Annotated in this window: 22 protein-coding genes; 13 read left to right on the forward strand and 9 right to left on the reverse strand. The window is 73.6% G+C overall.

Going from position 1 to position 22,197, the window contains the following annotated elements; translation table 11 throughout:
* Positions 1-115: 115 nt before the first annotated feature.
* From ACFT41_RS04795 to ACFT41_RS04805, 3 genes are read left to right on the forward strand one after another with little or no spacing between them, the layout of a single operon-like run.
* Positions 116-238 carry a hypothetical protein gene (locus ACFT41_RS04795; protein ID WP_377582415.1) on the forward strand — a complete coding sequence of 41 codons (123 nt, stop codon included), beginning with the start codon at positions 116-118 and terminating at the stop codon, positions 236-238.
* A gap of 25 nt (positions 239-263) precedes the next feature.
* The gene (locus ACFT41_RS04800) at positions 264-1,406 is read left to right on the forward strand and encodes a geranylgeranyl reductase family protein (RefSeq protein WP_377582418.1); all 1,143 of its coding nucleotides are present in this window, start codon (positions 264-266) and stop codon (positions 1,404-1,406) included.
* Positions 1,407-1,437: 31 nt separating this feature from the next.
* Positions 1,438-2,208, forward strand: a complete 771-nt coding sequence (locus ACFT41_RS04805) for an isoprenyl transferase (RefSeq protein ID WP_377582421.1) — start codon at positions 1,438-1,440, stop codon at positions 2,206-2,208.
* Positions 2,209-2,287: 79 nt separating this feature from the next.
* On the opposite strand, the gene otsB is transcribed toward ACFT41_RS04805, so the two are convergent.
* From otsB to ACFT41_RS04820, 3 genes are all read right to left on the reverse strand, one after another.
* Positions 2,288-3,112: a trehalose-phosphatase gene (gene otsB / locus ACFT41_RS04810; RefSeq protein ID WP_377582424.1), complete on the reverse strand. Its 825-nt coding sequence runs from the start codon at positions 3,110-3,112 to the stop codon at positions 2,288-2,290.
* A gap of 69 nt (positions 3,113-3,181) precedes the next feature.
* On the reverse strand, positions 3,182-3,535 hold the full coding sequence (locus ACFT41_RS04815) for a hypothetical protein (protein WP_377582427.1): 354 nt from the start codon (positions 3,533-3,535) through the stop codon (positions 3,182-3,184).
* A gap of 161 nt (positions 3,536-3,696) precedes the next feature.
* Positions 3,697-4,137, reverse strand: coding sequence for a helix-turn-helix domain-containing protein (locus ACFT41_RS04820; protein WP_377582429.1), 441 nt, complete (start codon positions 4,135-4,137; stop codon positions 3,697-3,699).
* 265 nt (positions 4,138-4,402) lie between these two features.
* Between ACFT41_RS04820 and ACFT41_RS04825 the strand changes: the two genes are divergently transcribed.
* The 6 genes from ACFT41_RS04825 (at position 4,403) to ACFT41_RS04850 (ending at position 9,858) form a co-directional block, all read left to right on the forward strand.
* Complete coding sequence (locus ACFT41_RS04825; protein WP_377582432.1) at positions 4,403-4,768, forward strand: hypothetical protein; 366 nt, start codon at positions 4,403-4,405, stop codon at positions 4,766-4,768.
* On the forward strand, positions 4,765-5,199 hold the full coding sequence (locus ACFT41_RS04830) for a hypothetical protein (protein ID WP_377582435.1): 435 nt from the start codon (positions 4,765-4,767) through the stop codon (positions 5,197-5,199). The genes ACFT41_RS04825 and ACFT41_RS04830 overlap by 4 nt, the downstream gene beginning before the upstream one ends.
* Positions 5,200-5,544: 345 nt before the next feature.
* On the forward strand, positions 5,545-6,954 hold the full coding sequence (locus ACFT41_RS04835; RefSeq protein WP_377582438.1) for a PhoH family protein: 1,410 nt from the start codon (positions 5,545-5,547) through the stop codon (positions 6,952-6,954).
* Positions 6,955-7,238: 284 nt separating this feature from the next.
* Positions 7,239-7,940 (forward strand): lytic transglycosylase domain-containing protein, encoded by a 702-nt coding sequence (locus tag ACFT41_RS04840; protein ID WP_377582441.1) that lies wholly within the window; start codon positions 7,239-7,241, stop codon positions 7,938-7,940.
* A 130-nt stretch (positions 7,941-8,070) separates the two neighbouring features.
* The gene (locus ACFT41_RS04845; RefSeq protein ID WP_377582444.1) at positions 8,071-8,721 is read left to right on the forward strand and encodes a rhomboid family intramembrane serine protease; all 651 of its coding nucleotides are present in this window, start codon (positions 8,071-8,073) and stop codon (positions 8,719-8,721) included.
* A gap of 168 nt (positions 8,722-8,889) precedes the next feature.
* Positions 8,890-9,858 carry an NAD(P)/FAD-dependent oxidoreductase gene (locus ACFT41_RS04850; protein ID WP_377582561.1) on the forward strand — a complete coding sequence of 323 codons (969 nt, stop codon included), beginning with the start codon at positions 8,890-8,892 and terminating at the stop codon, positions 9,856-9,858.
* A 244-nt stretch (positions 9,859-10,102) separates the two neighbouring features.
* Here the strand turns inward: ACFT41_RS04850 and ACFT41_RS04855 are convergent, their stop codons facing one another.
* Both ACFT41_RS04855 and glpX read right to left on the reverse strand, forming a co-directional pair.
* Positions 10,103-11,056 carry a DMT family transporter gene (locus ACFT41_RS04855; protein WP_377582564.1) on the reverse strand — a complete coding sequence of 318 codons (954 nt, stop codon included), beginning with the start codon at positions 11,054-11,056 and terminating at the stop codon, positions 10,103-10,105.
* Positions 11,057-11,070: 14 nt separating this feature from the next.
* Positions 11,071-12,102: a class II fructose-bisphosphatase gene (glpX, locus tag ACFT41_RS04860; RefSeq protein WP_377582446.1), complete on the reverse strand. Its 1,032-nt coding sequence runs from the start codon at positions 12,100-12,102 to the stop codon at positions 11,071-11,073.
* Between the two features lie 211 nt (positions 12,103-12,313).
* On the opposite strand from glpX, the gene ACFT41_RS04865 reads away from it, so the two are divergent.
* The gene (locus ACFT41_RS04865) at positions 12,314-12,946 is read left to right on the forward strand and encodes a DUF4245 domain-containing protein (protein ID WP_377582449.1); all 633 of its coding nucleotides are present in this window, start codon (positions 12,314-12,316) and stop codon (positions 12,944-12,946) included.
* A 593-nt stretch (positions 12,947-13,539) separates the two neighbouring features.
* On the opposite strand, the gene ACFT41_RS04870 is transcribed toward ACFT41_RS04865, so the two are convergent.
* Together ACFT41_RS04870 and xseA are read right to left on the reverse strand one after the other, a co-directional pair.
* On the reverse strand, positions 13,540-13,764 hold the full coding sequence (locus tag ACFT41_RS04870; protein WP_178063387.1) for an exodeoxyribonuclease VII small subunit: 225 nt from the start codon (positions 13,762-13,764) through the stop codon (positions 13,540-13,542).
* Between the two features lie 42 nt (positions 13,765-13,806).
* Positions 13,807-15,027: an exodeoxyribonuclease VII large subunit gene (xseA, locus tag ACFT41_RS04875; protein WP_377582452.1), complete on the reverse strand. Its 1,221-nt coding sequence runs from the start codon at positions 15,025-15,027 to the stop codon at positions 13,807-13,809.
* Positions 15,028-15,121: 94 nt separating this feature from the next.
* Between xseA and ACFT41_RS04880 the strand changes: the two genes are divergently transcribed.
* The gene (locus ACFT41_RS04880; protein ID WP_377582455.1) at positions 15,122-16,111 is read left to right on the forward strand and encodes a 4-hydroxy-3-methylbut-2-enyl diphosphate reductase; all 990 of its coding nucleotides are present in this window, start codon (positions 15,122-15,124) and stop codon (positions 16,109-16,111) included.
* Positions 16,112-16,193: 82 nt separating this feature from the next.
* Positions 16,194-16,637 (forward strand): hypothetical protein, encoded by a 444-nt coding sequence (locus ACFT41_RS04885; protein ID WP_377582457.1) that lies wholly within the window; start codon positions 16,194-16,196, stop codon positions 16,635-16,637.
* A gap of 73 nt (positions 16,638-16,710) precedes the next feature.
* Here ACFT41_RS04885 and ACFT41_RS04890 read toward each other — a convergent pair whose 3' ends face one another.
* Together ACFT41_RS04890 and ACFT41_RS04895 are read right to left on the reverse strand one after the other, a co-directional pair.
* On the reverse strand, positions 16,711-20,013 hold the full coding sequence (locus tag ACFT41_RS04890) for a S8 family serine peptidase (RefSeq protein ID WP_377613746.1): 3,303 nt from the start codon (positions 20,011-20,013) through the stop codon (positions 16,711-16,713).
* Between the two features lie 186 nt (positions 20,014-20,199).
* Positions 20,200-21,366: a DNA recombination protein RmuC gene (locus ACFT41_RS04895; protein WP_377582463.1), complete on the reverse strand. Its 1,167-nt coding sequence runs from the start codon at positions 21,364-21,366 to the stop codon at positions 20,200-20,202.
* A gap of 54 nt (positions 21,367-21,420) precedes the next feature.
* Between ACFT41_RS04895 and ACFT41_RS04900 the strand changes: the two genes are divergently transcribed.
* A complete protein-coding gene (locus ACFT41_RS04900) occupies positions 21,421-22,182 on the forward strand; it encodes a hypothetical protein (RefSeq protein ID WP_377582466.1) in 762 nt (253 codons plus the stop codon).
* Positions 22,183-22,197 lie beyond the last annotated feature (15 nt).

Genomic DNA, 22,197 nt, shown 5'->3' on the forward strand with positions numbered 1-22,197 from the left:
CCGCACCGGGCACCATCGGATGCCATGAGGACGGCCGCCGCGACCACCGAGGTCCGGCGGCCGTCCGCCGTCCGGGCCCTGACCACCCCCGCTGGCCGTACGCACCGGCTGGACGATGCAGCGCTCGCTCGGCTTCCTGCTGCCTGCCCCGTTGCTCGCCGCCGCTGTCCTGGCGTTGTACGGGTTGTGGCGCGCCGGCCGGGCGGCGGCCACGCCGACGCCGCCGACGCCGGGCTGAGCCGCGCGGGACAGGAGGAGGTGCCATGAGCGACGAGTACGACGTGGCGGTGGTCGGGGCGGGACCGGCCGGGTCGGCCGCCGCGCTGGCCGCCCGCCGGGCCGGGGCCCGGGTGCTGTTGCTGGACCGGGCCGACTTCCCCCGGGACAAGGCGTGCGGGGACGGCGTCGCCGCGCACGCGCTGGACGTCCTCGCGGGGCTGGGCGTCAGCGGGGCCGTCGACGGGTACGCCCCGCTGCCCCGGATCCGGCTGGTCGGCCCCGGCGGCGACGCGGTGGCGCGGGCGCTGCCCCGGCCCGCGTACACGGTGCCCCGGGAGGTGTTCGACGCCCGGCTGGTGGCGGCGGCGGTCGCGGCGGGCGCGGAGCTGCGGCGGCACGCCGTGCGCCGGGTCACCGTGCGCGGCGGTCGGGTCGTGCTCGACGGCGAGATCGCCGCGCGGGCGGTGGTCGGCGCGGACGGCGCGTCGTCGATGGTCCGCTGGGCGCTCGGCGCCCCGGTGAACCCGGACCGCCACCTGGCCCTGGCGATCCGGGGGTACGCGCCGGCCCGCCCCGGCCCGCCCGAGCAGCTCATCGTCACCTCCGGCCCGCGCTGGCCGGCGTACGCCTGGTCGTTCCCGATCGGCGACGGCCGGGCGAACGTCGGGTACGGGGAGGTGCTGCGGGGTGAGCCGCTGACCCGGGCGCATCTGCTGGACCGGCTGGCCGCGCTGCTGCCCGGCACCGACCCGGCGACGGTGGCCGCGCTGCGCGCCCACCACCTGCCGCTGTCCACCCACCGCCCGCCGCCCGGGCGGGGCCGGCTGGTGCTCGCCGGGGACGCGCTGTCGCTGATCAACCCGTTCACCGGGGAGGGGATCTTCTACGCGCTGCTCTCCGGCGCGCTGGCCGGCGCGGCGGCGGCCGGCGACCCCGCCCACGCCGCCCGGAGCTACACCGCCGCGCTGCGCCGCCGCCTCGGCGTACACCTGCGGCACAGCTCGGTCGCGGCCTGGCTGGCCCGCCGCCGGTGGGTCGTGGACGCGGTGGTCCGGGCGGCCCGGCGCGACGACCGGGTCTTCGGCACGGTCGTCGAGCTCGGCCTCGGCGACGGTCGGCTGGACGCCCGCACCCTCGCGATGATCGGCATCGGCCTCTCGGCGCGGCATCGGCCACCGCGGGACTGATCCGCGCGGCGGGTCGCTACTCTGCAAGGTGATGACTCTGCGGAATCTCCTCTACTCCGTGTACGAGCGGCGGCTGACGGCCACGCTCGCGGGCAAGCCGGTGCCCCGGCACGTGGGCGTCATGTGCGACGGCAACCGCCGCTGGGCGCGGGAGATGGGCTTCGTCGACCCCAACGACGGGCACCGCATGGGCGCGGAGCGGATCAAGGAGCTGCTGCGCTGGTGCGACGCCGCCGGCGTGGGGCACGTGACGTTGTGGCTGCTCTCCACGGACAATCTCTCCCGCCCGGCGGAGGAGCTGGACCCGCTGCTCCAGATCATCGAGGACCTCTCGACCGAGCTGGCCGAGGAGGGCAACCCCTGGCGGCTGCGGATGGTCGGGGCGCTCGACGTGCTCCCGGCGCATCACGCGGCGGCGCTCAAGGCCGCCGAGGAACGCACCCGGGGGCGCACCGGCGGCGCCCAGGTCAACATCGCCGTCGGGTACGGCGGTCGGCGCGAGATCGCCGACGCCGTCCGCTCGCTGCTGCACGAGCACGCGGCGGCGGGCGGCACCATCGAGGAGCTGGCCGAGGCACTGGACGTCGACCACATCTCCGAGCACCTCTACACCCGGGGCCTGCCCGACCCGGATCTGATCATCCGGACCAGTGGCGAGCAGCGCCTGTCGGGCTTCATGCTCTGGCAGTCGGCCCACTCGGAGTTCTACTTCTGCGAGCTGAACTGGCCCGACTTCCGCCGGGTCGACTTCCTGCGCGCCCTGCGCTCGTACGCCAACCGGCAGCGCCGATTCGGCACCTGAGCCCGCCCCCGCCCCCGCCCCCGACCGGGGGCGCGGGGCCGCTGCTGGCCTCACCTCGGGTGGGGCAGGGCCGCCCGGCTCACCTGAGGCGGTGCAGTGCCTCGGTGAGGAAGTCGCCGAGGGCGGCGGGGGAGTCGATCGTCAGGTCGGCGGCCTCGGCGACCTCGTGGCCGGTCTCCGGGTTGGCCACGGCCACGCAGACGCCGAGGAACTCCGGGTCCGCCGCGGAGCGGGCGCGCAGCGCGGCGAACGCCTTGATGTCGGAGACGTCGTCGCCGAAGTACCAGGCCCCGCCGGCGTCCCGGACCACCTCGCCGATCACCATGCCCTTGTCCCGGTCGACCGGGGGCTTGATCTCCAGCACCATCCGGCCGGCCTGTACGCGCAGCCCGAGCCGCGCGGCCTGGGCCTGGCCCCATTCCTGTACGACCGTGTCGAGCTGCGGGGCGGTGCGCCAGTGCAGCGCCACGGAGAGCCGCTTGAACTCCACCAGCGCGCTGGGCGGCAGCTCGGCGCGGGCGAGGTCGGCCAGCTCCCGCATGGTCGGCACCCAGGGCAGCGCCGCCGGCTCGGTGACGGTCTCGCCGCCGGAGTGGCTGTGCTCCAGGCCGTAGAGGCCGTAGAGGTCGACGCCGGTCAGCCCACCGAGGTGGTCGCGGAGGAACTCCACCGGGCGGGCGGAGACGATCGCGACCCGGCGCACCAGCGGTGCGAGGGCCTCGATCGCGGCCAGCACCTTCGGCGCGGGCTGCACGGCGGTCGGGTCGTCGTCGACGGGCGCCAGGGTGCCGTCGAAGTCGAAGAAGAGGACGGTGTCGGACGCCCGGCCGGCGGTCGCCTGCCAGGCCTGGTCGGCGTCCAGCGGGGTCTTCGGCTGCTGGTTGCCCAGATTCAACGGCGGCACGCGCGACAGCGTACCCCGGCGCGGGCCGCTCATTCGTGGCCGAGACGAGGCGCTCAAGCCAGGATCGAGTCAGCGTTCGGCGGCCCCCCGGCCCCGGCGTCCGAACGGGACGACCTCGGCGTCCTGGCCGTGGCTGAGCAGGTACCCCTCCACGAAGCCGGTGTTCCGGTCCCCGGTGCGCGCCTCGATCTCGGTGAGCCGGGCCACCAGGAACTCGGTGAGCGCGCTGATCCGGTCGTTGAGCCGCTCGTGCAGCTCGGCGACGACGGCCAGGACGACCGCGGTGCCGGCTGTGGTGAGGGCGAGGACGTTGGCGACCACGGGCAGTTCCCCGCCGCCGACCACGCCGCTCACCACGTTGCCGGTCACGGCCGAGGTCAGCGCTACCGCCGCGACCACGACTGCCAACCACTTCAGGGTCATGGACAGACCCCTCCTTCTGTCCCGCAGGGCTGGGTTCGGCCTTGTCCCGTCCCCCCGCCGACGACGAGCCCAAGCAGTACGAACAGGACGCTAGCGTGCCCGTTCCGGCCCCGGAGCGAAACGATTGTGGACGAGGCGCCGTTCTTTCGCCATCTGAGGAACTAGCCCGCCCGATTGCTCTTTTTTCGGACATCTGTCGGGAGACTTGGGCGATACGCGAGGTATCTAATGGTTTCTCGGATGTGGAACTTCTCCGCGTCGGAGACGTTCGGGTCGACCAGCCGGCGCAGCAGCGCCTCGACGTCCGGGTCCATCAGGGGTGGTGCGGTGGCCGCCCGGGGGGTGGCGGCGCGCTCCCAGCCCAGCGCCGCGAAGGCGGCCGTCGGGTTGAGGCCGAGCCCCTCGCAGAAGGCGACCACCCGTTCGGCCTCGGGGTCGCTGGCCCAGTCGCCGCGGACCCAGCGGTTGATGGTCTGCCGGGAGACCCCGGTGCGCCGGGAGACCTCGGTGCCGCTCCAGGCGCGCATGGCCCGGGCGTCGTCGAGGGCCCGGCGGACGAAGGCAGCGAAGGCGATCTTCCGGGCGTGAGCGCTCTCGGTCACCCCGTGACGGTACGGCCAGTCGGGCCCACCGGGGATGTTGGGCCCGACAGTGTCACGTGAATGAGACGCGCGTAACTGGCTGCGCCCGGCCCTTCGTGAGGGCGTTTTCAAGGTGTATCTCCTGCGTAGGATAGGAGTGCGCCAGTGTTGGGGTAATCGGACGAAAAGCTGATACTGTCACGCCCATGGGACAGTTTACCGTGTGTCACGTGCACGAGACGACTGGTGCTCGCCTGCGTCCCGTCCCCGTCCTCAGGGGGGCGCGGTGACCGAACTCGCCACCCGTGAGCAGGCGTTCGGCCTGGTCGCGGAGGGAGTGGCCGCGGGGTTGAACGCCCCCTGGCGCCTCTACCTCGCCCGCGGCTGCCGCTATCTGTCGCTCAACGTGGGCGACCGGGCGGAGTGGGACGCCTGGCGGACCCACCTCAACTGCCCGGAGCTCAGCGTCCGGGTCTACGACGCCGGCGGCGAGATCCGCCGCTGCTCCGTCGCCGAGATCGTGCTCGACGGTTGCCGGATCAGCGTCGAGCTGGTCGAGGAGGTCAGCACCGACGACCTGGAGCGGCTGCTGGTCACCGACCCCGCCGGCACCGGAACCGACCCCGCCGGCACCGAACCGGAGGAGCGGTGAGCCCTTTCGTCGCGGTCGTCCTCGTCCTCGTCCTCGGCTCGGCCAGTTACGCCGCCGGACGGCTGCACGGCCAGCTCAGCTACCGCATCGGCTACCGGTTCGGCTATCGGCAGGGCTACTTCGACGGCGACCGGGGCGCCTGGAACCGCCGCCGGGAGGCCCAGGCCGCCATCGCCTCGGCCCTCGCCGGCCCCCCGCCGGCCGTCCGGCGCGGCCCGGCCGCGCGGCAGGGCACCACGTACACCGGCTCCGCCTTCGCCGCCTCCGCCGCGCCCGCCGTTCCCGCCGCGCCCGCCCCCGCCCCGCTGGCGGCTTCGGCCGGTGCCGTCGCGGTCGGCGCCACGGCGACCGCCGGTGCCGGGGCGGCGGCTGGCGCCACGGCGACCGTCGGCGGCCGGTACCCCGCCGTCCTGGTCCGGTGGCAGAACTGACCCGGCCGACGAGCCCGGTGCGACGTCCGCGGCGGACGCGCACCGTCGGGGCCACGTCAGACCGGTGACGGTGGTCCCACCGGCCGGGATGCGCGCAGGGGGCATGCATCCCGGCCGGTCCGCCGCGCCCGGACACCCGCCCGTCTCCAGAGATCCACGGGTCAACCTCTAGCCGGGACGCCGTGGCGCGGCTAGCGTCTAGTCATGGCGCGGGATTCCCCCCGGGCCAGCCGGCCAGCCCGGATCTGCGACCTCGCGCACGGGGCCCGCATCCGACCCCGTGTCCCCGGGCACCGGACGAGGCGGAACGCGGGTGGCCGGGTGCCCATCCGCCGGAGCAGGCCTGTGACGACTCGCCGTACCCCCGCCGGTGCCGACCAGACCCCGGCCGCGACTGCCACGACCCGCCGCGTCACCCGGAGCCGCCGCGCGGCGACCCCGGTCGAGCCCGAGGAGCCCCGACCAGCCGGCCAGGCGTTCGTTCTGGACACGTCGGTCCTGCTCTCGGACCCGGCGGCCTTCCACCGGTTCGCCGAGCACGAGGTGGTCCTGCCCCTCGTGGTCATCTCCGAGTTGGAGGGCAAGCGGCACCACCCGGAGCTGGGCTGGTTCGCCCGGCAGTCCCTACGCATGCTGGACGAGCTGCGCGTACGCCACGGCCGGCTGGACCGGCCGGTGCCCGCCAACGACGCCGGCGGCACCCTGCGGGTGGAGCTGAACCACACCGACGACGGCGTGCTGCCCCCCGGTTTCCGCAACGAGTCCAACGACGCCCGGATCCTCTCGGTGGCGCTCAACCTGGCTGCTGAGGGGCGGGACGTGACCCTGGTGAGCAAGGACATGCCGCTGCGGGTGAAGGCGGCCTCGGTCGGGTTGCGCGCCGACGAGTACCGGCACGGCCAGGCCAGCGACCCCACCTGGACGGGGATGTCCGAGCTGGCGCTGGGCGACGACGAGATCGCCGCGCTCTACGCCGGCGAGGCCCTCGACCTGGACGGCGCGGCCGGGTTGCCCTGCCACACCGGCCTGGTGCTGCACTCCGGGCGCGGCTCCGCGCTCGGCCGGGTGCTGCCCGACAAGACGGTCCGGCTGGTCCGGGGCGACCGGGAGGCGTTCGGTGTGCACGGCCGCTCGGCCGAGCAGCGGGTCGCCCTCGACCTGCTCCTGGACGAGTCGATCGGGATCGTCTCGCTGGGCGGCCGGGCCGGCACCGGCAAGTCGGCGCTGGCGCTGTGCGCGGGCCTGGAGGCGGTGATGGAGCGGCGCCGGCACAAGAAGGTGATCGTCTTCCGTCCGCTGTACGCCGTCGGCGGCCAGGAGTTGGGCTACCTCCCCGGCTCCGAGACGGAGAAGATGTCGCCCTGGGCGCAGGCCGTCTTCGACACCCTCGGCGCGGTGGTGCACGAGAACGTGCTGGAGGAGGTCATGGCCCGGGGGATCCTGGAGGTCCTCCCGCTCACCCACATCCGGGGCCGCAGCCTGCACGACGCCTTCGTCATCGTGGACGAGGCCCAGTCGTTGGAGCGGGGCGTGCTGCTCACCGTGCTCTCCCGGATCGGCCAGGGGTCGCGGGTGGTGCTCACCCACGACGTCGCCCAGCGGGACAACCTGCGGGTGGGCCGGCACGACGGCGTGACCGCGGTGATCGAGACCCTGAAGGGGCACCCCCTGTTCGCGCACGTCACGCTCAACCGGTCGGAGCGGTCGCCGATCGCAGCGATGGTGACGGATCTGTTGGAGGAGATCCCGATCTGACCGAGATCATGCCTGTCTAGTCCCCCTTTAGTGTGATTCTGCCTGTGGCCCAGGTCACAAATGGGGCTGGTGGTTTCCCATCAGCCTCACTGTGCGCGATGGTGTCCCTCGAGCGTCCACGCACGCGAAGATCGTCCTTTCCCGTCGGGCACCCGACGGCGGGGAGTGGCGAGGGCGAGTGCGTCGGCTGCGACCGGCAGGGTCGGGGCGCTCACGGCGCGGGCCGGGTCCCTCCTCGGGCCAGGGTCGCGCCGTGTCCTTGCCCCCGACGAAGGGACCACTTCGTGAGTCGGCTGTGGAGCCGGTTCGGTGCCCGTACCGCCGCCGTCGCACTGCTCTCCGTGGGCGTTGCCGGCGGCTTCTATCTGGGCGAAGACCGCGAAACCCAGCAACAGGGCCTGACCGCGCAGGTCGGCCGCCAGGTGGACCAGGCCGAGTTCGACTACCAGCGCGAGCGGCAGGCCCAGCACCGGATCGTCTCCGCCAAGCAGCGGGCCGCCGAATACCAGGCCGAGAAGCGGGCCGCCGAGGCGGCCAAGGAGGCCGCCGAACGGGCCCGCGAGGCCGAGGCGGCGTCCCGCAAGCGCGAGCGCGAGGCGGCGGCGAAGAAGGCTGCGGAGAAGGCGGCGGCGGCCAAGGCGAGCAAGCCGTACGACGGTCCGATCCCCGCCTCGTGCAACGAGTACAGCGGGAACCGGAAGGTCGGCTGCGCGCTGATGATCGACGCCGGCTTCGGCATCGACCAGTTCCCGTGCCTGGACAAGCTCTGGACCAAGGAGAGCGGCTGGAACCACAAGGCCCGCAACACCTCCTCCGGGGCGTACGGCATCCCCCAGGCGCTGCCGGGCAGCAAGATGGGCTCGGTGGCCGACGACTGGGAGACCAACCCGGCCACCCAGATCAAGTGGGGTCTCGGCTACATCAAGGGCCGCTACAACACGCCCTGTGGCGCGTGGAGCCACTCACAGAGCGTCGGCTGGTACTGATCCTCTGATCCCTGAGCACCGCGACGGCGGGGTGGGCGCGCACCCGGCGCCCACCCCGCCGGCGTCGTTTCCGCCGACGACCCCGCCGCCCGGGTGGCGGTCGGGCGGGATTGCTGATAGCTGTTTGGGCATGACCCTGCACGACGGCCCCCCGGGCGGCGACCCGCGACGCTTCGGCACCGAGGCCTTCTACGCCTCGATCGGCCGCGCCTTCGTCGCCATGTGCGCCGTCGTGCCGGTGCTCTTCCTGGTCGAGGCACTCGACGTCGGCCTCGGCATCGACCTCGACCTGGCCGGCGGCATCATCCCCCGGCACATCGACGGGCTCGACGGGGTGCTCTTCTCGCCGTTCCTGCACGCCGACTTCAACCACCTCTACAGCAACAGCGTGCCGCTGATCCTGCTCGGCACCTTCGTGCTCGCCGCCGGCTTCCGGCGGTTCATGTGGTCCACCCTGGTCATCGTGCTGGTCAGTGGGCTGGGCGTGTGGTTCACCGGCTCGCCGAACTCGGTGGTGGTCGGGGCCAGCGGCGTCATCTTCGGCTACCTGGGCGTCCTGCTCACCCGCGGCGTGGTCGAGCGCAGCTGGTGGAACTTCGCGGTCGTGCTGCTGGTCGGCCTGCTCTACGGCTGGCAGTTGCTCGGCATCCTCCCCACCGACGAGCGGATCTCCTGGCAGGGGCACCTGTTCGGGCTGGTCGGCGGCGTGGTCGCCGCGATCCTCTTCCGGCGGCGCCGGACCGAGGACGACCCGTACGACCTGGACTCCCTCCAAGCGTAAGGAAGGGCCCCTGTTAGCGCCTGCGGTAGAGAAGGGCACCCCTCTCACCCGCCGTTGGGCCGCGCCCGGCCCACGCTCGCCGTGGGACGGTGCTTGATCCAGCCCCGGCGCGCGCCTACCGTCGGCATCAGCACGCGTTGATCCGTGAGCGGAAAGCGACGGTACGCCATGCCCGAGGTCGATGTCGCAGTGATCGGTGCGGGCCCGACGGGGCTCTTCGCCGCGTACTACGCCGGATTCCGGGGGCTCTCCGTCGCCGTGGTCGACGCGCTGCCCGAGGCCGGTGGCCAGATCACCGCGATGTACCCGGAGAAGCTGATCCTCGACGTGGCCGGGTTCCCGGCCGTCAAGGGCCGGGACCTGGTGGCCAACCTGGTCGCCCAGGCCGCGCCGTTCCAGCCGAGATACCTGCTCGGCACCCGGGCCGAGAAGCTGTCGCACACCGACGGGCAGCCGGTGCTCGGCCTCGCCGGTGGCGAGCAGCTCACCTGCGGCGCGGTCGTCATCACCGGCGGCCTGGGCAGCTTCACCCCGCGTCCGCTGCCGGTCGCCGACAACTTCACCGGCACGGGGATCGTCTACTTCGTGCCGGAGCCGGCCGCGCTGGCCGACCGGGACGTGCTGATCGTCGGCGGCGGCGACTCCGCGTTCGACTGGGCGCTGGCGTTGCAGCCGCTGGCCCGCTCGGTGACCCTGGTGCACCGGCGGGAGCGGTTCCGCGCGCACGCCGCCACCGTCGCCCGGGTGCAGCGGTCGTCCGTCCGGGTCGTCGTCAACGCCGAGGTCACCCGGCTGCACGGCGACAGCGCGGTGACCGGAGCGGAGATCACCACGAAGGGGGCCCCGCCCGAGACGTTGCCCGTGGACACGGTGGTGGCCGCCCTCGGTTTCACCGCCGACCTCGGCCCGATCGCCGAGTGGGGGCTGCGGCTGGACCGCCGGCACATCGTCGTGGACAGCGCGATGGCGACGAACCTGCCCCGGGTCTTCGCCGCCGGTGACATCACCGACTATCCGGGCAAGGTGCGGCTGATCGCCACGGGCTTCGGGGAGGCCGCCACGGCGGTCAACAACGCCGCCGTCGCCATCGACCCGTCCGCCCACCTCTTCCCGGGCCACTCCTCCGACGCCCTCTGACGGAGCCGGTCAGCGGGGGAGGCCGATGAGGTCGGCCATCAGGGTGCTCTGGTGCTCTGGTGCTCGGCGCGGTGCGGCAGGGCGCGGCCGGCGGCCGGCCCGTCGCGGAGGATGCCGACCAGGACGGCCGGTGGGCGCTGCGCCGGCCCGAGGGTGTCGTCCGGGGCGGCGTATCCGGCGACCGGGCTGCCGTGGACCGCTGCGGTGAGAGGGGTGCCCTTCTCTACCGTATGCGGGCCCTTCCTTACCCCCGCCCCGGGGGGCCGAGGGCGGCGAGCAGCGTGGCGAACAGGGTGAGCGCGGCACCCAGCAGCGTGTTCACCCCCGGGTGCGAGGCCGCCGTCGGCAGCACCACGTCCAGCAGGGCGGCCCCGACGACCTGCCCGGCGATGGTGGACAGGCCGAGCAGCAGCACCCCCGTGAACCGCACGACGGCGGCGGCGACCGCGATGAAGACGATGCCGACCGGCCCACCCAGGTAGAGCCACGGTTCGGCCGGGAGGCCCCCGTCCGGGCGGCCCCGGACGGCCACCTCCACCACGAACGCGGCGAGCAGCACCACGGTGCCGACGGAGAAGTTGACCAGCGTCGCGGCCAGGGCGCTGCCGGTGGCCACCCGGACCCGCCCGTTCACCGCCTGCTGCCAGGCGACGCCCACCCCGGCCAGCAGCGGCAGCAGCGCCAGGCCCAGCGTGCCCGGGTCGCCGAGCCGGTCGCCGACGGCCAGCACGACGGCCAGCACGGTCAGCGTCGCGCCCACCAGGCGGTTCGGGGTGACGGCCTGCCGGCCGGCGGGGCCCAGCCCGGCCCGGTCGACCAGCAGGCTGCTGCCGGACTGCCCGGCGACCGCCGCCACGGTGAACACCGCCACGCCGAGCGCGCCGATGGTCAGCCCCTGGGCGGCCACGAAGAGCGCCCCGCAGGCACCGCCGAGGCACTGCCACGGCCGCAGCGAGCCGCCCGCCAGCGCCGCCCGCAGCGCGGCGAGAGCCCGCCGCCCGCCCGGCGTGGCCGGCACCAGCACCAGCAGCACCAGCAGGCCCAGGCTGAACGAGACCACTGCGGCGGCGATGCCGTCGGCCAGGCGTACGCCCAGCTCGCCGTTGATCCGGGACTGCACGGCCACGGCGACCCCGGAGGCGGTGGCCAGCCCGACGCCCGTGATCCGGCGGGCGGTCGGCAGGGTCGGCGGGGACATCGTCCCGGTGGCGGTCACTCCTGCTCGGCGAGGGGGCGGCCGTCGAAGTCGACAGCCGAGTACAGCGCCAGCTTCTCCAGCCGGTGGTACGAGTCGATCACCCGGATCGTGCCGCTCTTCGAGCGCATGACGATCGACTGCGTGTACGCCCCGCCGGCCCGGTAGCTCACGCCCCGCAGCAGGTCGCCGGAGGTGACGCCGGTCGCCACGAAGAAGCAGTTGTCGCCGCTGACCAGGTCGTCGGTGAACAGCACGCGGTCCAGATCGTGCCCGGCGGCGAGCGCCTTCTCCCGCTCCTGCGCGTCGCGCGGCCAGAGCTTGGCCTGCAGCACGCCGCCCATGCACTTGAGGGCGCAGGCGGCGGTGATCCCCTCCGGGGTGCCGCCGATGCCCATGAGCACGTCGACGTCCGACTCGCCCCGGGCGGCGGCGATCGCGCCCGCGATGTCACCGTCGGAGATGAACCGGATGCCCGCCCCCGTGCGACGGATCTGGGTGACCAGGTCGTCGTGGCGGGACCGGTCCAGCACGCAGACGGTGACCTCGGACACGTCGGTGCCCTTGACCTTGGCGATCCGGCGTAGGTTCTCGGCCACCCCGGCGTTGATGTCGACCACGTCCGCGTAGGCCTGGCCGACGGCCAGCTTCTCCATGTAGAAGACGGCGCTCGGGTCGAACATCGCCCCCCGTTCGGCCACCGCGAGGACGGCGAGCGCGTTGGGCATGCCCTTGCTCATCAGCGTGGTGCCGTCGATGGGGTCGACCGCGACGTCGACCTCGGGGCCGCTGCCGTCGCCGACCTCCTCGCCGTTGAAGAGCATCGGCGCGTTGTCCTTCTCGCCCTCGCCGATCACCACGACGCCCCGCATCGGGATCGAGTTGATCAGCTTGCGCATGGCGTCGACGGCTGCCCCGTCGCCGCCCTCCTTGTCGCCCCGGCCGACCCACCGGCCGGCGGCCATCGCCGCCGCCTCGGTGACCCGGACCAGGTCGAGGGCGAGGTTACGGTCGAGATCCTGGGGGGTACGCGTCCTGGTGCTCGTCATGACGGCTTCCTCCTCGCGACGTTGCGGGGTGGACCGGCGGCCTGCGGCCGTCGCCGGCTTTGTCGCTGATCCTCACACGATCGTCAACCTATCGTCGGGCCGGGTCGGTGGTGGCCAGCTTCCCGCCAACCGGGCGGTGGGACGTATCACCCCGGTCGCTCGGGCGGTGGCGCTGCGTTCCAGGGCGACCCGGGGCTGGAACAATGGCGGGGTGGATCCCGCGCAGCCCGCCGAGCACAGCCCCGCCGAGCCGACCCCGACCCCGCCTCCGGCCCCGTCCACCCCGCCTCCGGCCCCGTCGGTGTCGATTCCCCCGGGCCGGGAGCGGGAGAAGGCCCGGTCCGAGCGGTCGCCGAAGGACATGGCGATCTCCCTGCTGGTGCTGCTCGTCCCGATCGCCCTGCTGCTCGCCTTCTACCGGGGATTCCTCGGCGGCGACCAGCCGAGCACCGTCGACCCGGCCCCCGCCCTGGAGCAGGCCCGGGCGGCCAGCGCGTTCCCGGTGAGCCAGCCGGCCGGGCTCGGCGACGACTGGAGGACGGTCAGCGCCAGCTACCGCACGGTCGAGGGCGGGTCCAACCTGCGGATCGGCTATCTCACCCCGGAGGGGCGGGGCGCCCAACTGGTGCAGAGCAACGTGCCGCCGGAGCGGCTGCTGCCGGCCGAGCTGACCGCAGAGGGGCAACCCCAGGGCCCCACCGAGGTGGGCGGGCGCAACTGGCAGCGGTATACCGCCCGGGGCAACGAGCAGGCCCTGGTGCTGCTCGAGCCGGGCCGCACGGTGATCGTCGTCGGGGACGCCCGGGAGAACGAGCTGCGCCGGCTCGCCGACGCGGTCCGCTAGGTTTCGCCCGGGGTCCACCGCTTGCGGTGCTCCCACGCCCGACACGCCACCCGTGGGTTACTCAGCGTGGTCAAGCCGCTCGGCGGCCCCGCCTCTTTGCGCGCCACTTTGCTCTGCACCCACATAGGCAACGCTTTACGCAGCGTAACCGGTCGCCATGTACCTCATTCGACGGTCTTGCATTTGACCAGTTCAAACGGGGTGTTGCGTGGGTGGGTGCAGAGCAAAGTGGGCGGATGGTGTCTGGTGGGGTCGGAGAGGCGCGACTCAGAGTCAGATCACGCGGCCTCCGCGAACGGCCTCGCAGAAACTACGGAAAGTGATTGCCGATCGGCGAGGCGGGCCAGCGGCGTGGGGCCGCGAGCGTCCGGCCTTTCCGCTTGGCCGGGCCACCGAGGCCGGCTCGCTGAACGCCGAGCTGATCAAGGCGCTCGGGCAGCAGGCCGGTCGGTGCCGTTCACCGCGAAGCTGGACCCGCAGGGCCGGCTCAGCGAGCAGGTCGTGTGGGTCCCGGCGTCCGGGCAGAACAAGGCTCGGGACATCCGGGTCACGTACGCCGACTACGGCGCGGCGACGGCCGTCCAGCGCCCGCCTCAGGCGTCCGGCTGCCGCCGGGCCGCGTCGATGCGGGCCCGTGCGCCGTCGAGCCAGCGCTGGCAGACCTCGGCCAGCTTCTCGCCGCGCTCCCACAGCGCCAGCGACTCCTCCAGCGAGGTGCCGCCCGTCTCCAGCCGTTCCACCACGGTCGCCAGCTCGGCGCGGGCCTGCTCGTAGCTGAGCCGCTCGTCCGGCCCGGCGTTCTTTTCGTCGTCAGTCATCGGTCCCATCCCAGCACATCCCGCCCCTGAGTCACGCGCGGCTCAGCCGTCGACCGTGGCGGCCAGCTCGCCCTCGGCGAGACGTACGCGCAGCGGGTCGCCCCGACCCACCTCACCGGCGGCCCGCACCACGTGGCCGTCGGCGCGCTGGACGATCGCGTAGCCCCGCTCCAGCGTCGCGGCGGGGGACAGGGCGCGCAGCCGGGCCAGGGTGTGCCGCAGCTCGTCCTGGGCCGCGCCGAGCCGATGGTGCAGGGTGCGCCCGGCCCGCTGGCGCAGCGCCGTCACGTCGGCGGCCCGCTGCTCCACCATCACCTGCGGCCGGGCCAGCACCGGCCGGGACCGCAGCCCGTCGAGGCGGTGCGCCTCCCGGTCGACCAGGTTGCGGACCGCGCGTTCCACCCGCTGTCGGGCCTGCCGGATCAGGCGTAGCTCCTCGGTCAGGTCGGGCACGATCCGCTTCGCGGCGTCCGTCGGGGTGGAGGCCCGCACGTCGGCGACGTAGTCGACCAGCGGCGCGTCCGTCTCGTGGCCGATGGCGCTGACCACCGGCGTACGGCAGGCGAAGACCGCTCGGCACAGCGCCTCGTCGGAGAACGGCAGCAGGTCCTCGATGCCGCCACCGCCCCGGGCGATGACGATCACGTCGACGGTGGGGTCGGCGTCGAGCACCTTCAGTGCGTCGACGATCTGCGGCACCGCGCCCGGCCCCTGCACGGCCACGTTGACCGTGCGGAACTCCACGGCCGGCCAGCGCCGGCGGGCGTTGGTCAGCACGTCCCGTTCGGCGGCCGAGGCGCGGCCGGTGATCAGCCCGATCCGGCCCGGCAGGAACGGCAGCCGCCGCTTGCGGGCCCGGTCGAACAGCCCCTCGGCGGCCAACAGCTTCTTGAGCTTCTCCAGCCGGGCCAGCAGCTCGCCGAGCCCCACCTGGCGGATCTCGTCGGCGCGCAGGCTCAGCGTGCCCCGGGCGGCGTAGAACTCGGGCTTGGCGTGCAGCACCACCCGGGCACCCTCGCGCAGCTCGGGGGCCCCCGCGTCGAGGACGTCCCGGTTGGTGGTGACGGTGAGGCTCAGGTCGGCCGACGGGTCGCGCAGGGTGAGGAACACCGTGCTGGCCCCGGGTCGCCGGCTGATCTGCGCCACCTGCCCGTCGACCCACACCCAGCCGAGCCGGGCGATCCACGCGCCCACCTTGTGGCTGACGACCCGCACCGGCCACGGCTCGTCGGAGCTGCTGCGCCCGCTCTCATCGGCACTCACGCCACCACCCTACGGACGACCCCCGACGACGGGGCGGTCCGCGTACCCCTTGATCATCGCCGGTGGGGGCGGACCCGGCACGTACGATGGGCGGGTGACTCAGGCTGAGACGACTCCCCGGACCGGCAAGCGCGTGCTCCTGGCCAAGCCTCGCGGCTACTGCGCGGGCGTCGACCGGGCGGTGCAGACCGTCGAGGAGGCGCTCAAGCTCTACGGTGCCCCGATCTACGTGCGCAAGCAGATCGTGCACAACAAGCACGTGGTGCAGACCCTGGAGGCCAAGGGCGCGATCTTCGTGGAGGAGAACGAGGAGGTGCCCGAGGGGGCCACCGTGATCTTCTCCGCGCACGGCGTCGCCCCGGAGGTCTACGAGCAGGCGAGGGCCCGCTCGCTGAAGGCGATCGACGCCACCTGCCCGCTGGTGACGAAGGTGCACCAGGAGGCGAAGCGGTTCGCCGCCGAGGACTACGACATCCTGCTGATCGGCCACGAGGGGCACGAGGAGGTCATCGGCACCGCCGGTGAGGCCCCCGCCCACATCCAGCTCGTCGACGGCCCGGACGACGCCGACCGGGTCACCGTGCGGGACCCGGGCAAGGTGGTGTGGCTCTCCCAGACGACGCTGTCGGTCGACGAGACGCTGGAGACCGTGGCCCGGCTCAGGTCCCGGCTGCCGCTGCTCCAGTCGCCGCCCAGCGACGACATCTGCTACGCCACCTCCAACCGTCAGCACGTGGTGAAGGAGATCGCCCCGGAGTGCGACGTGGTGCTCGTCGTCGGCTCGCGAAACTCCTCCAACTCGGTCCGGCTGGTCGAGGTCGCCCTGGACGCCGGGGCCCGCGCCGGCCATCTCGTCGACTTCGCCCACGAGATCGACGACGCCTGGCTGGAGGGTGCCGGCACGGTGGGCCTGACCTCCGGCGCCAGCGTCCCCGACGAACTGGTCCAGGAGGTCCTGGCGCACCTCGCCGCGCGCGGCTTCACCGACGTCGACGAGGTGGTCACCGCCAACGAACGGTTGACCTTCTCGCTGCCGCAGGAGCTCAAGCGCGACATGAAGGCCGCCGCCTCGGTCCGCGCCTGACCGGTCCGGTCCGCGCCTGATTGGTGCGGCCCATGCCCGACGGGCGGGGAACGGATCAGCGGTGGGGAGCGTCTGATCGGGTATGAAGACACCTCGGATCATCGTCGCCGCGCTGGTCACCTGCGCGGCCCTGAGCGCCTGCGGTGGCCAGGGCGCCGGTGACGACAGCCCCGCCCCCAGCCTTTCCGGAGGATCCGTGGTGACCGACGCGCCCAGCACCGACCCGGTCGACCCGTCGGCCCCGGTCCCGCCCGCCTCGGTGCCCCCGGGCCGCCCGAGCCTCCCGCCGAAGCCGGGCGGCCCCAGCGTCCCGCCGGGCGTCGGGGCCACCACGCTCACCGGCACCGTCGAGGCGGGCGTGGAGCCCGGTTGCCGCCTGCTGGACGGCTACCAGCTCATCGGCGGCCCCGCCGACGTGCTGGTAGCCGGAGCCAAGGTCGAGGTCACCGGCCGGGCCCAGCCCGACATGCTCACCACGTGCCAGCAGGGCATCCCGTTCGTCGTGGAGTCCGCCCGCCGCGCCTGACGGCAGGAGCCCGCCCCCGCCGGGGCGGGGACGGGCTCCTGTGGTGAGGCGGAGGGTGGTCAGGCGGCGCGGATCAGTCGACCGCGCCGATCGCGACCGAGCCGCGGCCGACGACCGCGCCCTCGGTGGTGGTCACGGCCAGGTCGCCGTAGAGCTCGCGGCCGGCGACCGGGGCGGACTGGACGGTCACCGTGCCGGTGAGGGCGGCGGTGCCGCCGTTGGCCAGAGCGAGCGGGGTGGCCGGAGCGGTCAGCGTGCCCAGCGAGGCCGCCGAGAACGAGTCCCGGTAGTCGTAGGCGGTGCTGGTGCCCGGCCCGTCGACGGCGTACCCGTCGACCAGGACGCGGTAGGTGCCGGCGACCGGGTTGACCAGGGTCACCGCCTCCTCCGAGTCGCCGTCGGCCGCGCGGCCGACCTCGGTGGCACCGCGGAAGACGTACAGGTCCAGGTCGGCGCCGAGGTCCGCGGTGTTGCCGATGCGGGCCGTGAAGCTGGCTGCGCCGGCCGGCACCTCGACCAGGTACTCCTGCTGCGCGCCCTCGCCGATCGTGGGCCGCTCGGCGTGCACGCTGGCCAGCGGGCTGCCCTGACCGGTCACCGAGACCGGGCCGAAGGCGTTGGTCAGGTCCCAGGTGACCTCGGTCGGGGTGCCGGCGGTGACCGACGGCAGCTCGACCACGGCCGGGGAGACCGTGACGCCCTGCACCCGCACCTGGAGCTGGTACGGGTTGTCCAGCGCCGGCGAGGTGCGCCGCGACTCCACCTCGAACTCCCAGACCCCGGCGATCGGCTTCTGGTAGTCCCGCTCCTGCGGCTTGCAGGCGGCGGCGTCGGAGAAGTTGGTGTAGCAGGCGGTGCTCGCGGTGCTCTCCACCGGCACGCCGTACGGGTTGATCGCGATGAACCGGGTCTGCGAGCCGGTGGCGATGCCGGACAGGTTGACCTGGATCGTGCCCGCGCCCGCCGGGACCGTCACGTAGTACGAGGTGGAGCTGTTGCGCTCGACCGAGCCCTCGGCCGAGAACGAGTACGCCGGCTTCGCCACGTCGCTGGCGGCCACCACGACGGCGGAGACCTCGAAGTCGACCACGGAGGTGGCCGGGTCGTCGATCAGCAGGAGCGCGCCGTGCGCCCCGGCGGTCTTCGGCTTGGCCTTCACGGGGATGGTGACGGTCTTGTTCAGCGGCAGCCACACCTGCTGCTTCGCGCTGAAGGTGCCGTCGTTGCCGCGCAGCGTCACGGTGTGCAGCAGGCTCTTGTTCGGGCCGCTGGTCCGGGTGACCTTCACCTCGTACGTCTTGGACTTCTTCAGCGGCTGCCCGCCCTGCGCGACGGCGCAGCGGTTGTAGACGCCGGTGCCCCGGTGCGGGTTCGGCACGAAGGCGCCGGTGGCCTTGTCGTAGCGGGTCAGGTTCGCCGACAGTTCGGTGCAGACGGGCGCGTCGGAGACGTACGACCGGGTCTGCACGCCCTTGGCCAGCAGCGCCCACGCGCCCGGCACGTCGAACATGCCGTAGCCCTGCGCGTACGTCGCGACGCCCGCGATGGGCTTGGCCGAGGTGTAGATGGCCCGGCGCAGCGCGGCGGGGCTGACGCCCTTGTCGGTCGCCTTGGCGGCCGACAGCAGCAGCGCGGCGGCGCCGGTGGCCTGCGGGGAGGCCATCGAGGTGCCGTTGAGCATCTGGTAGCCCGGCGGCAGCGGGTAGCCGGCCTCGGGGACGGGGCTGCCGGCCTGCCAGGTCGGCGCGGTGGAGATCGCCGAGCCGGGGGCCGCGATGTTCGGCTTGAAGCCGCCGTCCTCACGCGGGCCGCGCGAGGAGAAGTTGAACAGGGCGTTGCCCTTGCGGACGACCGAGCCGTAGTTGGCCAGCCAGGTGTCCTTGCTGATGCTCGCCGCGACGCTGACCACGTTGTCGGCCACCGACGGGTCGCCGACGGTGTTCAGTCCGGGTCCGGAGTTGCCGGCCGAGATGAACAGCTGCACGCCGTACGTGTTGATCAGCTCGTTGTAGAGCTGGGAGCGGGCGTTCGAGCCGTCGTTGAGCGCGGGCAGGCCGCCGATCGACATGTTGACCACGTCGACCCCGCGGTTGATCACCAGGTCGGCCATGCCGGTGGTGAGCGCCGCGGCGGTGCAGCCGCCGCCCCAGGAGCAGGCCCGGGCGGAGACGAGCTTCGCGCCGGGGGCCGCGCCGTCGAACGCGCTGTTGCCCAGCATGTCGTTGGCGGCGGTGATGCCGGCGACGTGCGTGCCGTGGGTGGACTCGACGATGCCGATGTTGACGTAGTCGACCAGTCCCGGGCCGCCGACCGGCGCGGTGTCGACGTCCTCGCGGTATTCGACGACGAACGGGATCTGCTCGCGGACCGCGGTGGCCGGGTTGTCCGTGCCGAAGTGCCCGACCTGGAACTCCTCCTTGTACGGGCGCAGCACCTCGTCGTCGGTGAAGTCCCGGTTGAGGTTGGCGTCGACCCGGATGTCGTGGGTCGTGGCGTCGTAGAGGATGCCGAAGGCGTCGGTGGTGTCGCCGTCGCGGTTGACGTCACCTTCCGGGTCGCTGCCCGCCGTGATCGACTCGCGGAAGAGGTTGAACCGGTAGTTGCCGGCCGGGGCCGTCCAGGTCGCGCCGCCCGCGGTGAAGCTCGGGCCGGCGACCTCGGTGATCATCGCCCGCCAGGTGGCGTCCTCCAGCGGGTCCGTGGCGGTCACCCAGTCCACGATCTTGCGCTCGCCGGTGGTGGTGGTCTGGAGCGCCGGCTGGTCGAGGTCCACGCCGGAGTCCATGATGCCGATGGTGACACCGCGGCCGTCCCACGCCGGGTGCGCGGCCTTGAAGGTCTCCGCGCCGGTCTCGTTGGTCGGCATGTACGGGTTCACCGCGCCGGTGTCGTCGCCCGGCCCGGCCAGGGTCTCGCCCTGCGCGGCGGCCTTCGCGCCGGCCGGCGCGGCCTCCGGGACCGGGTCGGGGAGCTGGATGGTCTCGTCGAGGTCGACGGCGGCGACGCCGGGGAGCGTGGCGGCCTTGAGCACCTTCGCGGTGGGGACCTTCGCCAGGACGTAGCCGATGGAGTCGAAGCGCCGGCTCACCGTGCCGCCGAGCTGCCGCACCGCGTCCGCGACGTCCTTCGCCTCGCCCTTGTCGGTGGCGACGATCAGGGTGACGGTCTTGGCGTGCTTCGCCTCGGCCTCGCTCAGCAGCTTGGCGTCGTGCGCGCCCAGCGTCTCCACGGCGGTGGCCTGCGGAGCCTCCGTCTCGGTGGCGGGGGCGGCGCTCGCGGTCGCGGCGCCGCCGGCGCCGGTCATGGCACCGGCGGCCACGACCGACGCGAGGAGCCCGGCGGAGGTACGCCGGCTCAGGTTTCGGGGTTTGCTCACGTTCTCTTTTCCTCCAGAGAACAGGGCCCTGAAGTCACAGGGCACGCGTGAGCGAATCTTTGGTTCTGGCGGGCGTGGTGTCACTACCGACCGGTACGTTGTGACCACTTCGTGACATGCATAGGCGCGCATTGTCACATGTGTACTGCTAGTGGGGCCGGGTCCGTCAGCGCCTCCGGTGCGGCGTCAACGGTCCACAGCGGACGGTCGGTCGGCCTCGCCGAGCAGCTCAGGGGCCTGCGGCTGCCGGGGAGCCACCTCCACCTGCGGCGGCGCGGCCAGCTCCCGGTCCGACACGCCCAGCTCGGCGAGCTTGCGGGCGCTGACCAGCACCCGCGCCTCCAACGAGCCGACCGCCCGGTTGTACGCGGTCACCGCCCCGCCCAGCGACGCGCCGAGCTTGCCCACGTGGTCGCCCAGCGTGGACAGCCGCCCGTACAGCTCGCGGGCCAGCGAGTGCACCGCCACCGCGTTGCGGGCCAGCGCCTCCTGCCGCCACGAGTACGCCACCGTGCGTAGCAGCGCCACCAGGGTCGCCGGGGTGGCCAGCACCACGTTGCGGGCGAACGCGTGCTCCAGCAGCGTCGGGTCGCGCTGCAACGCCACGTCGAGGAACGGGTCGGCCGGCACGAACAACACCACGAACTCCGGGGTCTGGTCGAACGCCGCCCAGTAGTTCTTCGCCGCCAGCGCGTCGACGTGCGCCCGCAGGTGCCGCGCGTGCGCGTCGAGGTGGGTGTCCCGGCCCCGCTCGTCGCGGGCCTCCATCGCCGTCAGGTACGCGTCGAAGGGCGCCTTCGCGTCCACCACCACCGAGCGGCCCCCGTGCAGCCGGACCACCAGGTCGGGGCGTACCCCCTGATGGTCCGTCGCGGCGGTGACCTGCTCGCTGAAGTCGCAGTGCTCCAGCAGGCCGGCGGCCTCGACGATCCGGCGTAGCTGGTGCTCGCCCCAGCGGCCCCGCACCTGCGGCGCGCGCAACGCCGCCACCAGCTGCTTGGTCTCGGTGCGCAGCTCGCCGGAGACCGCGCCCATCGCCCGCACCTGCTCGCGCAGCTCGGCGTACGCGTCGACCCGCGCGTGCTCCAGTTCGGCGACCCGGGACTCGTAGCGGCGCAGCGTGTCGTGCAGCGGCGCCACCGCCCGGGCCACCGCCTCCTGCGACTGCGCGGTCGCCTCGTAGCTCAGCGCCCGCATCGACTGCTCCAGCCGCCCCTCGCCCGCCCGGGTCGCGGCCAGGGTGGCCTCCAGCCGGGCGAGGTCGGCCGCCGACCGGGACCGGGCCGCGAACCAGCCCAGCGCGCCGCCCGCGGCGAGACAGAGCACCACCACGGCCAGCGTCGAGAAGCTCATCACCAGAGCTTGCCAAACGCGTACGACGGGCACGCGCCGGGTACTTTTCAGGGCATGGAAACTCTGCTCGCGGTCATCCTCGTGGCGCTCCTCGTCGGGGGCTTCGTCTGGTGGCGCCGGGAGAGCGCGGCCCGTCAGGCGCGCAGCCTGGCCGACGTGCGCGCCGACGCCCAACGCTGGCACGAGCGCCTCGGCGGCCAGGTGATGAACCTGCACGGCGACTCACCGGCCGTGCGGCAGGCCCTGGTCGACGCCGGCGAGCGGTACAACGCGGCGGGCAGCCAGCTGGAGCAGGCCCGCACCGTCCACCAGTACCGGCTGGCCCGGGAGACCGCCCTGGAGGGGCTGGCGTACGCCCGCGCGGCCCGGATCGCGCTGGGCATCGACCCCGGCCCCGAGCTGCCGCCGCTGGCCTCCGCCGAGGGCACCGGCCAGCTCACCCGGGAACGCGAGGTCAACGTGCAGGGGCAGACCTTCCGGGCCGGCCCGCAGCCCGGCCAGGGCACGCCCTACTACTACCCCGGCGGCCGCTACCAGGGCCGCCCCGTGCCGGCCGGCTGGTACTCGACCCCGTGGTGGAAGACGGCGCTCGGCGCGGGCGCGGGCGTGCTCGGCGGCATGCTGATCGCCGACGCGCTCTTCTCCCCGGCGTTCGCCGACCCCGGGTACGGCTACGAGGCCGGCTACCAGGAGGGCTTCGGCGACGGCGCCGACTTCGGCGGCGGAGATCCTGCCGGCGGTGACTTCGCCAGCGCGGGCGATTTCGGCAGCGCGGGCGATTTCGGTGGTGGCGATTTCGGTGGTGGCGACTTCTGACGCCACTCCCGCCCT

The organism is Micromonospora sp. NPDC057141, assembly GCF_042670805.1.
GTDB lineage: Bacteria > Actinomycetota > Actinomycetes > Mycobacteriales > Micromonosporaceae > Micromonospora.

Excerpts from the sequence above, each read along its gene's own strand:
- ACFT41_RS04795 (WP_377582415.1), top strand. The coding sequence starts at position 116 with ATGCAGCGCTCGCTCGGCTTCCTGCTGCCTGCCCCGTTGCTCGCCGCC.
- ACFT41_RS04800 (WP_377582418.1), top strand. The coding sequence starts at position 264 with ATGAGCGACGAGTACGACGTGGCGGTGGTCGGGGCGGGACCGGCCGGG.
- ACFT41_RS04805 (WP_377582421.1), top strand. The coding sequence starts at position 1,438 with ATGACTCTGCGGAATCTCCTCTACTCCGTGTACGAGCGGCGGCTGACG.
- ACFT41_RS04815 (WP_377582427.1), bottom strand. The coding sequence starts at position 3,535 with ATGACCCTGAAGTGGTTGGCAGTCGTGGTCGCGGCGGTAGCGCTGACC.
- ACFT41_RS04845 (WP_377582444.1), top strand. The coding sequence starts at position 8,071 with ATGACCCTGCACGACGGCCCCCCGGGCGGCGACCCGCGACGCTTCGGC.
- ACFT41_RS04850 (WP_377582561.1), top strand. The coding sequence starts at position 8,890 with ATGCCCGAGGTCGATGTCGCAGTGATCGGTGCGGGCCCGACGGGGCTC.
- ACFT41_RS04855 (WP_377582564.1), bottom strand. The coding sequence starts at position 11,056 with ATGTCCCCGCCGACCCTGCCGACCGCCCGCCGGATCACGGGCGTCGGG.
- glpX (WP_377582446.1), bottom strand. The coding sequence starts at position 12,102 with ATGACGAGCACCAGGACGCGTACCCCCCAGGATCTCGACCGTAACCTC.
- ACFT41_RS04870 (WP_178063387.1), bottom strand. The coding sequence starts at position 13,764 with ATGACTGACGACGAAAAGAACGCCGGGCCGGACGAGCGGCTCAGCTAC.
- ACFT41_RS04885 (WP_377582457.1), top strand. The coding sequence starts at position 16,194 with ATGAAGACACCTCGGATCATCGTCGCCGCGCTGGTCACCTGCGCGGCC.
- ACFT41_RS04895 (WP_377582463.1), bottom strand. The coding sequence starts at position 21,366 with ATGAGCTTCTCGACGCTGGCCGTGGTGGTGCTCTGTCTCGCCGCGGGC.
- ACFT41_RS04900 (WP_377582466.1), top strand. The coding sequence starts at position 21,421 with ATGGAAACTCTGCTCGCGGTCATCCTCGTGGCGCTCCTCGTCGGGGGC.